The sequence below is a fragment of the Marinobacter bryozoorum genome (genome assembly GCF_023156245.1).
Taxonomy (GTDB): Bacteria; Pseudomonadota; Gammaproteobacteria; order Pseudomonadales; family Oleiphilaceae; genus Marinobacter; species Marinobacter bryozoorum.
The window spans coordinates 1-12,514 of the sequence record NZ_JAKZAH010000059.1; the positions used below are offsets into that span (position 1 = coordinate 1).

Sequence of the window (12,514 nt, forward strand, 5' to 3'; positions counted from 1 at the left end):
TGACGTCAGACCCAAGGCTTGTGTGAACAAGAGTTCCGGATTCATAGAGATGTTCGCTGGAGGTCAGAAGATATCAGCGAGTATGGCTCAAAAAGGCGTTAGCTGGCGACCGATTCCACACGAAATGGAAGAGAGCCCGACAGACTTTGTGTGCCAAGGCATAGCGGATCTAGGTTTTAACTCCCCCTATGGGTCCGGTGATGAGTCCTTTCATCCAGCCTTGTTTCCGGCATTAATTTTTCACATGGTCCCGAATCAGCCTCAACGCTTCTTCCATGTGCTCAAAACGGTGGCTACCGCCCGCAAAGCTATGGACCGGAAAATAGTCGCCAAGCGCCACAACAGTGTCGTTCCACGGAAGTAATTCATCCCCCTGATCCAGCAACACGAGCCCGCTGCCATAGTGGGTGAAGGGATAGTAGCTTGAAACAACTTCGTCCGTCAGTTGATAGGCTTGCCCCTGATGATCAACACCCGGCTCTATCTTCGGCTTGAGCGTATGCGCAGGATCCGTCACCGGATTGATGGCGACAAACGGAATGCCGGACTCAGCGCCCAAAATACCTGCCAGCCATCCCCCCATCGAGGTCCCAACCAGAAGGTCTGGATTCACTTGCATCAGCTTGTCCAGACTAACTTCAATGACGTCTTCCGAGATTTGAGTGTAATCAATGTCGTGACCATACACAGGACCAAGCCTGGCGAGCGCTTTGAGCTTGTCACTGGTGATATCGAAGCGGCTGGCGAAGCCGTGGAGGTAGTATATTTTCAGCATATTCTTCGCTCTGGACGCTATATTTTCCCTGACCTTAGCACCGTTGCCGGGTAAATGCCTGCTTCACAGCCCAGCTGCTGCGCTCACACAACATCGAATAAAAAGGGGTGTGGCCGCAACGTGCTCACACCCCTCACCGTGGTTTCATCCGCCTCATCCATGAGCTTCTATCGATGGCCGCCAATATGTGTTTTTTCCGAGCCGCCCAAAACCGATTGGCTGGCGCTTTCGATAGGCCTTCCGCTGATTGTCAGCCATGGCACTCTGGGCATCGGCGTCCCGAACATAGCGGGCAAGCGTCATCGCAGGGCTGACACCGTAGCGAGCACCGGGCGAGGCACAGGTCCAAATGTGCCGGAGTGCAAGAGCCGCATCAGGGTCTACCTTGTCAAGATAAGCCAGGCCGTAGGCGCAGGCCTCCAGAGTCATGTCGGCGTGGTCGCACAACCTTGCGGTTGCTGTCGGCTTACCCCACGTATCATAGGTGTAGGTCTTGCCAATATCGTGCAACAATCCAGCGACGAAACCGAGTTCCTGAAGTTCTCGAGGCATGTCTGGTTCATTGGTCTTCGTCATGACCAGTACATTCTTTGCAACATCCAGGGAGTGAGCCAGCAGCCCGCCGGGCTCGTTGTGATGATAATTCCTGCTCGCCGGAGCTTTCAGGAAAACTTCCAGCCTGTCACGGCGCTCCAATACTCGCTTAATGAACATCTGTAACGGGGCTGACTGCAGAGACCGAACCGCAGCCACCAGCTGATCCAGTGACTCCGGCTTCGAGCAGAACGTTCGTGGCAAAGTCTGAAGCGCCGGCAAGCCGGCAACATCTGCCTGCAACGGGCGGCGGATTTCGGTCAGAAGAATCTCACTCTCCTCCGCACCGACACAGACCTGACCTTTGACCACAACCAGATCCATGTGTCCCAGATGCTCTGGAATCACAATAGAGCCGATCACCGCCAGTACCACAATATCTCTGGCATAGCTGCTCAAGCGAAGTTTCAGATACGGAATACCCTCATCATCAAAACAGGCAACACGCCCTGTCAGTCGGTAGGTTCCTTTGAACGTTTCCTGGGTCAACGGGCGCAGATCATTCAGTTTCATCACCTGCCTCCTTATCGTTTTCGATGACCCTGCTCTGAATCAGACGCTCAAAGGCGCTGCCATCCATGCGAGTCAGGTTGGGGATATAACGTGAATACACTTTAAACAACATTTCCGTTGAGGAATGGCCCAGAGTGCGAGCGACCCATTCCGGATTTTCACCAGAGGCCAGCAATAGCGTCGCTGCCGTGTGCCGGGTCTGATAGGGCCTGCGTTTCTTCAGCTTGAGGTGCTCCAACAGCGGGTACCAAACACGCTTGGTCACGTTATTGTGGTCTAGTGGCTCTCCCAGCCGGTTACAGAATACAAACTTGCTGAGCTTGCCCGTCGCCTCGTACTGGGATTTGAGTGCCTGATAGACGGGGCCGAACATGGGAATTTCCCGTTGAGAACCGTCCGTTTTTGTGTACTCGGTTTGGCCGTGGATAAGTGTTTCACGTATCAGGATTTCCCGCTTTTCGAAATCCACGTGCTCCCACTTGAGGCCATCAACCTCCCCCGTTCGCATGCCGGTGTAAAAACGCACCAGGTAATAGTTGTGGTAATCCTCTCTGACCGTTTCGAGAATCATCTCTACCTCATTCAGGGAGAAAGGCTCGATGTGTACCTTCTGCTGCTTGAGCGGTTTGATGTTCAGATAGGGATTCGTAAAGTCAAATCGCTCAGCCGCTTCCGTTAGAATCATACGCAGAATGGTCATGTGGCTGTTGATGGTTTTTGGGGCCATCAAACCACTCGCTCCTCTTCCTTTCCTCCGAGCCATCTTGTTACGAGCGGCCAGAATATCCGGCTTGGAAATCTCGCCTACCCGTTTACCCTTGAAAGCTGGCTTCAGAGAACTGGCCAGAATGGATTCCACATTACGAGTGTGGGAGTTCCGCCACTGGATTCTGGATTCGAGGAACCACTGGTCCGCGAATTCTGTGAACAGAGGAGTATCAGATGCTTGGCCATTTTCTGAGGTGCTGCCAACCCCAGCATCTGCCTGGTTGGCTTGGACCTTCTTGAGGTTACGACTATCAGGGAAATACTCCGCATAGTTGAAATCACCCAAGAGAATCATGGCCTCAACTTTCTGTAAAAGTGCATTTACACGTTTGCGGTTTACAGGCGTGTCAGGCAATGCCGTTTGTTCCCGACACCGGTGACCTGCGTACATAAAGTCCAAATACAGCTTTCCCGTCTCTTTCCTTGCTCTCACCTTACCCATGACAAACTACCCCGTTCGCCATAGGAATTGCCAAAAGCTCATGCTCCCGGGCACCGTCTAACATTTCCTTTTCAACTTCCTCCCAAAGAAAAAGAATCTTGCGGCGGCCGAACGGCTTGATGTAGTGCTTGCCCTCGAGGAGAACAGTGTCTTTCAGACACTGGCGAATGGTCCGGCAGTCATATTTGATTCGACCAGCCAGTTCTTCAGTGGTCAGATAGGTGTAAGAGTTTTCCATCGAAAAATTCCTTCCGTTGCGATACGCTAGATCAACAAAAGACATCCCCTATATCAGAATGCCATCCTAAATGACATTTTATGCAACAAAAGAACATTTGCAAGCGCTTTTTGCCATTCTGGATGATATTTTTCCATTAAGGATAAATTAGAGATGATTCGATGCCACCTGGCCCGCATTATGGGCGAGCACAAAATGAAGATCGTGGATGTGGCGCGAGAGACCGGCCTGAATCGCAACACGGTGACTCTGCTGTACAAAGAGACCGCTCAAAGGATCGATCTTGATGCGCTAGACAAACTCTGCAAACTATTCAAATGTGAGGTCAGAGATCTGCTGGAGTTTCAGGAAGACCAATAGGTAGCAATTAAAGATAGCAGGGGTAATTCCAGGGAGGGGATTGCTGAATGAGGGGTGACCGAGCCGTCCGCTGAGGGGTTATTTGGCGTGTGACACAGAAAGACTTACGGTCAATCTCACCCAACCATCAAAATAGGATGTCACAGGTATTGGCACATATGTGTCACATATACGTCACAGGGGAATTTGGCCGCCCCGAACGCAAAAAAGGCAGACCAGTAAGTTACTGATCTGCCTTTCTATTATATGGTAGCGGGGGCTGGATTCGAACCAACGACCTTCGGGTTATGAGCCCGACGAGCTACCAGACTGCTCCACCCCGCATCAAACTTGTCGTCATCACAAAAAGTTCTGGTTAACTTTTTGTTTTAGCAGTGTTTTCTGTTTGCTTCACCGCTCAACGTGGTGCGTATATTAAGGATTCGGTGGGGTGCTGTCAACGGCTATTTCAAGATTTTCTTGTTGAGGATAACCCTTACCTCCAATCGGCCTGTGAGTGCAGCTGTTCCAAAGGGTGATAAGATTCCGGGGCATCGTAGAACATTTCAGCGTTCACAGGATCGGGTCAGGAGAACTGCATGATTGAGGGAGTTGTCAGAAGCGCGGCGTTGCTGTTGTTGTTTGCCGTCTTGGCGGGGTGCGCAACCGGCCGATCGGTTCCGGATCAGCCATTGTTGAACACTTACTGGAAGCTGGTGAGCCTGGGGGATTCCGGAGTAACCGTTATCGAGGGGCACCGGGAGCCACACCTGGTCCTGCACCAGAAGAATCAGCGCCTTGCAGGCTCAACCGGGTGCAACAACCTGGCCGGCAGTTACCAGTTGGATGGTGATCAACTCAGGTTCCGGAACCTGGTCACCACGTTGATGGCCTGTCGTGAAGTGATGCAACAGGAGGCGGTAATGCTTGAGGCGCTGAAGAACACGGAGACCTGGACAGTAGACGGCGACGCACTGGTGTTCCGGGATGGTCAGGGTGCTGAGGTGGCCGGGTTCCAGGCGGTTTACCTGTACTGACAGTGCCTGGGATAAAGTCCGTCGGGCTCATAATCGTCGTTGGTTCGAATCCAGCCCCCGCTACTATATAAAAGAAAGGCAGATCAGTAAGTTACTGGTCTGCTTTTTTTTTATTTCTATGACTGGGCCTTTATGCTGCCGCGTGGTGAGCCGTTACGGGAGCGTTGGCGGGTCATTCCAGACGATACCGATGCGCTGATTACCCATGGCCCGCCGAAAGAGGTCGGAGACCAGGTGACTACGTTGTCACGACAAACGGATCTGTTTGGACCAGAGCCTGCTGAGCCTGGGGGTAGTGCCCGCTCCGAGCGGCTGATGGCGTTGATGGATCAGGTCAACCGACAATCCCGGGGTGCCCTGACCACCGCAAGACAGGCAGGTAACAAGGCCTATGCAATGCGACGTTCACGCTTGTCACCGGCGTACACGACCGACTGGCACCAGTTGCCACCGGTGAGTTGATCGGTACCAGGCGGGCCAGAGAATGTGCGGCAGTCACTCAGCTACGGGCGACGACAACTGGTGGTTCAGCCTTTGGTTGTTGTCTGCGTGTGAGGTATGTTGCCTCGACTACATTCACTAAACGGGGCTGATGGATTCAGGGGGGCTGTCCATGTGTGGTCGCTACAATGTAACGGATTCGCCTGAGGTCCAGGAGCTAATGGGGCAGCTTGGCCTGCCAGGTATTGCGCCGCGCCCCCAGCTGAATGTGCCACCTGGCGGTATCGGCGAATTCGTGATGGAGGCGGGTGGTGACCGTTATCTGGAGCCCGGTATCTGGTCGTTGCTGATCGAGCCCCGTCCAGAGGGGCATGGCTACCGGCCAAACCCGAAATTCCACACCTTCAATGCACGCAGCGACCGGCTCACTTCCAGCCCGCTCTGGAAGAAGGTCTATCCCTCCCATCGCTGTATTGTCCCGGTCAGCGCTTTCCACGAGTGGCAAGGGAAGCAGGTCTATAATATTCACCCCAAGGGGGAAGCCACGGCCCTGGCCGGGTTATGGCAATCCTGGCACTTTGGCGAGGAACAGGTGAGCTCGTTCACCGTTATCACACTGCCACCGCACCCACGGTTCAGTCACATTCATCCGAAGAGCATTCCTCTGATGCTGAGGCCACAGGACTTTGATCTGTGGCTGGATCCGGATTTTCACCACACCGATGCGTTCGTGCATTTGATGAAGACGCACATACCGACGCCACTGATTTGTGAACCGGTCAGGAGCACCCAGGACCTGAAACCCGTTGCGGAAATCGAAGAGCTTCCAGCGGACTGAGCGCACTGCACGAAGGCAGATTGTCCGGGTCATTGACGGGTTCAGCCGAAAGGTCCGGTACTAAACAAGAGCGAACATTAGCAGTCTCTTGTTTATAAGATTTACGCGCCCATTGGAAAGCGGGCCTTTTTACAATGCCGAGATCGGCTGGTAACTTTTCTCAATTGACGAACACGAAGCTGTGAGTGGTTCAGTTACTGGGGAGCAGATCATGGTTCACATGGTTCGTCAGATCCCGCGCTTCAGGATAGTGGCGGTGCCAACCGGCTAGCCTCCGCTGCTCCTGATCTGGCGGGTGACCGCTTACAGGTCCTTGTGAGCTGGGCCGGTGTGCGGCCCGAGACTGGAAATAGCAGCATCTGCGGGGTAGTCTGAGCTAAATCACAATAAGGAATCGGCCAATGATGGATATAACCCGGCTACTGTTCACTGGTGCTCATCCTTCGGCAGCCAGTCTCACCGTTCCGAGCCCTGCCTCCCGACTACTTTATCCTTGTACGTCGCCCGACAGCTTCGGTGCCGGCCACTTAGTCCAACAGACATTTAATAATCATGCTGCGCACGACCATTAAATGCTTAGATGTTAACCTGCCCAAGGTAGCTTCATGAAGTCACGATCTCGATCAATGCTTGAAAAGTCTATCGCGGCAATGTTGTCTGCGATAGAGATTTACAATAAGCCTGACTTCAAATATCGCGAGGAAACCTTCTCTGTTCTGTGTATTAACTCTTGGGAGTTACTGTTAAAAGCAAAAGTTCTTAATTTGGCCAGTAATAAAGTGGCTTCGCTTTATGCAATGGAATACAGAACGCTAAAAAGTGGAAAAAAATCTACCGTTAAGAGGCCAAAAACTAATCGCTCTGGAAACCCTCTTTCAATTAATCTCTTTGAAGCCTATCGAATCGCTACCAAGGATTATGGCGTAAAGATAAACAAAGCGGTATATGACAACCTGGTCGCGCTTACTGAGATTAGGGATAATTCAATACATTTTGTAAATGACGACTTGCTCTTGTCTCTAAAGATTCAAGAACTAGGTAGTGCATCAATGCAAAACTACCTTCATCTTGTATCCACTTGGTTTGGAGATGTTCTATCAGGGTATAATTTTTACCTCATGCCACTATCTTTCTTTCGAAATTTCAATGAAGCCCCCGGAGTTTCGCTCAATTCGAGTGAACGAAAATTTTTAGAGTACATTAAAAAGTCAGAAGAAGGGTACGACAGCACCGAAGATGTAGGCGATTACAACTTGACTCTGAGAATTGATGTCAAATTTCAGAAGGTTAAGAGCACATCTGGTCTACCTGTTCAGGTCACTAATGACCCAAGTGCCACCGCAGTTTATCTATCAGAAGAAGATTTTTCGGATAAGTACCCGTGGGATTACGATATTCTTAGTACGCGCTTGTCCAAGCGGTATTCTGATTTTAAGATGAATGCAAAATATCACAAAATCAGAAAAAAATTGGAAACAGACAAGAAGTTTGCGTACGAGCGGCTTCTGAACCCGAAAAATCCAAATGGTGGAAAGAAGACATTTTATAATCCGAACATCCAGAAAGAGTTTGATAAGCATTATACAAAGAAAAGTTAACAAACGCATTTTGTCGGACTGGTTTTCCGCTGCGCTCCAAACCAGCCAAAATGCGGGCGTTAAGTGAATTACACTCAGGCTATCGGGACTAGTATGAAAATTAAATCGATAGATATTGAAGGAATTGGTGGAATTAGAAATCTACATATCGATTTTGATGACCATATGAATTTTATCTGTGGCCCAAATGGTATTGGAAAAACTACCGTACTTGAATGTGTTGCTCATTCATTTTCGGCTAGTAGTACGAATATTCTAAAGAGAAGCGCTTCGAGTGAGCGGGGAACTTTTACGGCAACTGTTGAAGTAGATGGTGGGAACCATCAGTCGAATGTCCAAATCGTTGATTTTGAGCCAAATAAAAGCTCAAACATCAATGGCCTGCATCAATATGCAGAAAAATTGCTGTCGCTAAAAGTCACTAGAACATTCCAATATCAACCACTACAAGCAGTTGCCAGAGATGCCGATAAGAACGCCCAGACTTCTTTTCAAGAGGCGAAATCTGGCGTGAATATAAATGAGGTCAAAAATTGGTTTGTGAACCGATACCTTTATTCAGCTCATGAAGGGGCATTGACGGCCGAGCAGTTGCATAACCTAGAAATAGCCAAAAAAGCTTTTACATTGCTAAGAGTAGATTTTAGTTTCAAAACGGTCCTCGCTTCTTCTAATGAGATAATGGTAAATTCTCCAGCCGGCGATATATATTACGAATACCTATCGTCAGGATTTAAATCTTGTCTATCGATTGTTTTCGGAATAATTAAGGATATCGAATTTCGATTTAAAGACCCCTGCATTAAAGCTGATGAATTTGACGGAATTATTCTGATTGATGAACTTGAGCTCCATTTGCATCCTGAGTGGCAGTCTAAGATTTCTAATATGTTGATTAAAGTTTTTCCAAAAATTCAATTTATTACCTCTACCCATAGTCCTCATATTCTGCAAAATGCGAAACCCAATGAAATTATAGCGTTAGCCGAGAATGAGGGGGACGTGTACAGAAGACAATTAAATGGAGGCTCTTATGGATTCCAAGGTTGGACTGTAGAGGAGGTGCTCACCGACGTTATGGGAATGTCAGATACGCGTACTGACACCTATCATCAATTGATGTCAGATTTTGAAGCTGCAATCGATAGTGATGACTATGCAAAATCTCTAGCAGCGTTTCAAGAGCTAGAACTAATGCTTCATCCAGAAAACCATTTAAAGAAGTTGTTAAAATTTCAGCTGGCAGCAGTTAAAGGTGAGGCATGATCAAGTTAGAAAGATTTCCAAAGCCTCTTTTTTTAACAGGCGATAAGGTTAAAGAGCTAACTGAAGAATACACCAGAAGTGGATTTTCCGTATGGAATATTGAGCACATTAAGGAGCCTTTGCTCAGGTCTAGCTTTGGAAAATGTTCGTATTGTGAATGTGACTTAACAGAAGAAAGCAAGTATATGGAGGTCGAACATTTTGAGGACAAAAAGCATAATCCCGATAAGGTTGTAACTTGGGAAAACCTATTGCCTGCCTGTAAGAAGTGCAATGGTTCCAAAGGCACTCATGATGTGATTTCCGAGCCTATATTGAATCCTTATGTTAACGATCCTAGAGAACATTTGGCAATTAGATTTTATCGAATGCGAGGCCTTACCCAGCTCGGGAAGAATAGTATCGATGTTGTAGGCCTAAACAACCAAGAGCGACTTGTATTGAAGAGATTTGAAATTGGTAGTCAGATTGCTGAATCGATTGAAATGGCTTGGGAGCGGTATTCTACTTACAAGTCTAATGATAGAACTCAATCAAAGAACCGATTGATCAGTCTTGTCGAGGGCATTCTTGCTGAGTGTCAACCAAAAGCAATTTATGCCGCAACTACCTCTACAGTAGTGCTTAGCGATAGAAGTTTTATTGGACTTATTGCTGCTTTGAAAAATGATGACTTATGGAATGATGACTTGGAAACACTTTATGAAAGTGGAAAGGAGCTAGTTCTAGAATTCGCTTAACAAGTAAATTCAGGTGACGCCTACGGCGCACGTGATTAGGCATTACCGCGCCAACTGAATGTTCGCTTTGCGACCTGGCTGGCCAGCAGAAAACAATATTCTGAACCATACTTAAAGGCCTTTACCCTCCAAAGAGGGCCACGTCATGACATTTCCTATCAGCAAAGCTCCCTGGAACAAGGGAAAGCTCGTTGGCCAGAAGCTGCCGCTCAAACTCGAACAAATATGGGCTATCCGGATTCGGTTGGAGATTGCAGAGAACATCCGCGAGCTGGCGATGTTCAACATGGCAATTGACTGCAAACTCCGATCCTGCGATCTGGTAAAGCTATTGGTTCGAGATATTTCCAGAAACGGTGAGGTTCTGGACCGGGCGCAAGTCATCCAGCAGAAGACTAGTCAGCCTGTTCAGTTTGAGATAACCAAAAAGACGCGCGAATCGGTCGAGGCATGGATCGAGTTGCGCGGACTTTCGGGTATGGATTATTTGTGGCCGAGCCGGATGCGAAAGTTCGACCATATCACTACTCACCAATACGCCCGTCTTGTCAAAAAGTGGATTACCAGCATCGGACTTGACCCTTCAGTCTACGCAACCCATTCAATGAGACGCAGCAAAGCGACATTGATCTACAAGAAGACCAAAAATCTTCGAGCCGTTCAGTTGCTGTTGGGACACACGAATATGTCGAGCACCGTGCGGTACCTTGGTGTGGAGGTTGAGGATGCTCTGGAGATAGCCGAGAGTATTGAGATCTAAATGCGTAACTTGGCTCCTTGGTCGCTGGATGTTGCAGACGCTGGCAGATCCGGTTGATGAACACCTTCGGGTTTCGATCAGGCTCCTTCAGTCGTAAACAAAAGCGAACATTCAGTGGACCGGGGAAGCCCACAGCGCGATCAATGAGCTATTGCCCCATAACTGGAAGCCGACTATCGCTAGCAAAAGCGATGGCCGACTCACATAAAAAGCCCTGACCCTTTACACTGCCTCCTAATTTTTAAAGGTCCCTCTCTTTTACGACGCTCCGATTGGCAGAAGGAAGACCCTGAATGCGTGACACGATCGAACGGCAACAGGCCTGGATATACCTCACCGCTATCCTGGTGGGGATGACCATGGGCTACACACTGCCGAAGACCGCCGCCAGTTGGGAGATATTGATTTGGCCACTTATGGCTGGCCTTCTCTATGCAACCTTTACACAAGTACCGTTTGCGAACATGGCCATAGCTTTGCGCGATAAGCGATTCCTAGCGGCGCTACTGGTGGGGAACTTCATAGTAATGCCGGTAATCTCCGGCGTGCTGCTTCTGCTATTGCCAGACAACGCCGCAATCAAGCTTGGCGTGCTTCTGGTCTTGCTGGTTCCTTGTACCGACTGGTTTATCAGCTTTGCCCACCTGGGTCGCGGTGACGCGGCTCGCGCCGTCAGTGCGGCTCCCATCCTCTTAATTACCCAGTTGCTACTAATGCCATTCTATATCTGGCTGTTCCTAGGTGAGCTGGTGATCGAACTCACCTTTGGAAGCCATTTATTGTCTGCCTTTGCCGGTCTGATTCTGCTGCCGATGGCGCTGGCATGGCTCACCGAAAAAGCTGCCGGGAAGCGCCAAAAAGTTGCGGATTTCGTGAAAGGTCTAGGCTGGTTTCCGGTGCCTCTACTCGCCATGGTGGTGTTTATCATTGCGGCTTCCCAAGTAAGTCTCGTATTAGAGTCCGGGCAAATCCTGTGGCAGGTTGTCGTGGTATTCGTGCTGTATCTGCTGGCTGCTGGGGCCGCCGGCAAATTGATCAACAGAGCTTTTGTGCTTGAGCCCCGTGCCGGACGCACACTGACTTTCAGCCTTGGCACCCGGAACTCCTTTGTCGTGCTACCGCTCGCACTTTCCTTGCCGGACGCCTGGAGTCTAGTCGCCGTTGTAATTGTCCTTCAATCACTGGTTGAACTGTTTGGAATGGTGGCTTACGTCAGGTGGGTTCCTACATGGCTTATTCGAGAGCCGATAACAGCTTGACCGTGGACTGTACTCCAAGGTTTAAAGTGCTCCCAACCAATAAGATCAGGGAGCAGACATGAAGCAGAGAAATATACTTAGTCGGATGACCCCCAAGCGGCTCGCTTTGAGCACAGCTGCGCTATGCGTCGGTTGCTGCGCTATCCCGGTAGTGGGCCTCGCATTTGGATTTACTGCCGTAGCAGGGCTAGGAATCTATTTTGAGCGAGCAGCGGTGGGCTTCCTCGTTGCTGGCGTATTACTATTTACCTACATGAAGATCAAACAGAGAAATGCCAGCTGCGCAGTCGACTGCTCGTGCAAAGACATTGGCAAAGCTCAGCAGCACTGAGAGCCAAAACACTCGGGCAGCCCAGCCTCGCTTGCACATTCTCCGTTACACGCCTTTCGGACCGCTAGAAGCTTGTCGCGATAGAGCGTTATCAACAGCATCTTCTCATCTAGCTGGGCGATTTTTTTGTCCAGCTTTTGGGGCAGGTCGGCACAAGGCTGCGGTTCTGTACTTACAGTCTCTAACAAGCTTTTGATTTCGTTGAGAGTGAACCCGAGTTCCTTGAGCTGCTTAATGTGAATGAGCTGCTCCAGCACACCTGGCTGGTAGTCCGTATATCCATTTTGCAGCTTACAAGAAGCACTATCCTGAAGAAGGCCCATTCTTTCATAATACCGGATGGTATCGCGGGAAAATCCGGATTCCAAAGCAAGCTTCCCTATCAGCATAGGTACACCATCCCTCATATTAAGGTGATTTAGCCATCGCGTGTTTAAGCGCCCCAGGCAGGGCCTGGGGTCGATTGGTTCAGAAGCTAACCAACTTGGCTTCTTGTCACAATACCTCCCTCATGTAACGAAGCAATGAGCGGGCACGCGATGTTGTCCGGCTGTGCGTGGCATTGACTGACCATT

Annotated in this window: 14 protein-coding genes and 1 tRNA gene; 9 read left to right on the forward strand and 6 right to left on the reverse strand. The window is 49.6% G+C overall.

Annotation, left to right across the window (positions count from 1 at the left end; genetic code table 11):
- Nucleotides 1-232: 232 nt before the first annotated feature.
- The 4 genes from MLC59_RS18605 to MLC59_RS18620 form a co-directional block, all read right to left on the reverse strand.
- Nucleotides 233-775 carry a YqiA/YcfP family alpha/beta fold hydrolase gene (locus MLC59_RS18605; RefSeq protein ID WP_248237106.1) on the reverse strand — a complete coding sequence of 181 codons (543 nt, stop codon included), beginning with the start codon at nucleotides 773-775 and terminating at the stop codon, nucleotides 233-235.
- Nucleotides 776-928: 153 nt separating this feature from the next.
- On the reverse strand, nucleotides 929-1,882 hold the full coding sequence (locus MLC59_RS18610) for a TraI domain-containing protein (protein WP_248237107.1): 954 nt from the start codon (nucleotides 1,880-1,882) through the stop codon (nucleotides 929-931).
- Nucleotides 1,869-3,092: an Arm DNA-binding domain-containing protein gene (locus MLC59_RS18615; protein WP_248237108.1), complete on the reverse strand. Its 1,224-nt coding sequence runs from the start codon at nucleotides 3,090-3,092 to the stop codon at nucleotides 1,869-1,871. The genes MLC59_RS18610 and MLC59_RS18615 overlap by 14 nt, the downstream gene beginning before the upstream one ends.
- Nucleotides 3,085-3,330 (reverse strand): hypothetical protein, encoded by a 246-nt coding sequence (locus MLC59_RS18620; RefSeq protein WP_248237109.1) that lies wholly within the window; start codon nucleotides 3,328-3,330, stop codon nucleotides 3,085-3,087. Before MLC59_RS18620 ends, MLC59_RS18615 begins: the two co-directional genes overlap by 8 nt.
- 153 nt (nucleotides 3,331-3,483) lie before the next feature.
- Between MLC59_RS18620 and MLC59_RS18625 the strand changes: the two genes are divergently transcribed.
- Entirely contained in the window at nucleotides 3,484-3,690 is a 207-nt protein-coding gene (locus MLC59_RS18625; protein WP_248237110.1) for a helix-turn-helix domain-containing protein, read from the forward strand.
- Between the two features lie 247 nt (nucleotides 3,691-3,937).
- On the opposite strand, the gene MLC59_RS18630 is transcribed toward MLC59_RS18625, so the two are convergent.
- Nucleotides 3,938-4,014, reverse strand: a tRNA-Met gene (locus MLC59_RS18630).
- A 350-nt stretch (nucleotides 4,015-4,364) separates the two neighbouring features.
- Between MLC59_RS18630 and MLC59_RS18635 the strand changes: the two genes are divergently transcribed.
- From MLC59_RS18635 to MLC59_RS18670, 8 genes are all read left to right on the forward strand, one after another.
- A complete protein-coding gene (locus tag MLC59_RS18635; RefSeq protein WP_248237111.1) occupies nucleotides 4,365-4,706 on the forward strand; it encodes an META domain-containing protein in 342 nt (113 codons plus the stop codon).
- Between the two features lie 132 nt (nucleotides 4,707-4,838).
- The gene (locus MLC59_RS18640) at nucleotides 4,839-5,168 is read left to right on the forward strand and encodes a DUF4113 domain-containing protein (RefSeq protein ID WP_248237112.1); all 330 of its coding nucleotides are present in this window, start codon (nucleotides 4,839-4,841) and stop codon (nucleotides 5,166-5,168) included.
- Nucleotides 5,169-5,319: 151 nt separating this feature from the next.
- Complete coding sequence (locus tag MLC59_RS18645) at nucleotides 5,320-5,985, forward strand: SOS response-associated peptidase family protein (protein WP_248237113.1); 666 nt, start codon at nucleotides 5,320-5,322, stop codon at nucleotides 5,983-5,985.
- 626 nt (nucleotides 5,986-6,611) lie between these two features.
- A complete protein-coding gene (locus MLC59_RS18650) occupies nucleotides 6,612-7,583 on the forward strand; it encodes a DUF3644 domain-containing protein (protein ID WP_248237114.1) in 972 nt (323 codons plus the stop codon).
- Nucleotides 7,584-7,676: 93 nt separating this feature from the next.
- On the forward strand, nucleotides 7,677-8,849 hold the full coding sequence (locus tag MLC59_RS18655) for an AAA family ATPase (protein ID WP_248237115.1): 1,173 nt from the start codon (nucleotides 7,677-7,679) through the stop codon (nucleotides 8,847-8,849).
- Nucleotides 8,846-9,589, forward strand: a complete 744-nt coding sequence (locus MLC59_RS18660) for an HNH endonuclease (protein WP_248237116.1) — start codon at nucleotides 8,846-8,848, stop codon at nucleotides 9,587-9,589. Before MLC59_RS18655 ends, MLC59_RS18660 begins: the two co-directional genes overlap by 4 nt.
- Nucleotides 9,590-9,734: 145 nt before the next feature.
- The gene (locus MLC59_RS18665; protein WP_149600559.1) at nucleotides 9,735-10,349 is read left to right on the forward strand and encodes a tyrosine-type recombinase/integrase; all 615 of its coding nucleotides are present in this window, start codon (nucleotides 9,735-9,737) and stop codon (nucleotides 10,347-10,349) included.
- Nucleotides 10,350-10,642: 293 nt separating this feature from the next.
- Nucleotides 10,643-11,608, forward strand: coding sequence for an arsenic resistance protein (locus MLC59_RS18670; RefSeq protein ID WP_248237117.1), 966 nt, complete (start codon nucleotides 10,643-10,645; stop codon nucleotides 11,606-11,608).
- A gap of 318 nt (nucleotides 11,609-11,926) precedes the next feature.
- Here MLC59_RS18670 and MLC59_RS18675 read toward each other — a convergent pair whose 3' ends face one another.
- A complete protein-coding gene (locus tag MLC59_RS18675) occupies nucleotides 11,927-12,328 on the reverse strand; it encodes a MerR family DNA-binding protein (RefSeq protein ID WP_248237118.1) in 402 nt (133 codons plus the stop codon).
- Nucleotides 12,329-12,514: the final 186 nt, after the last annotated feature.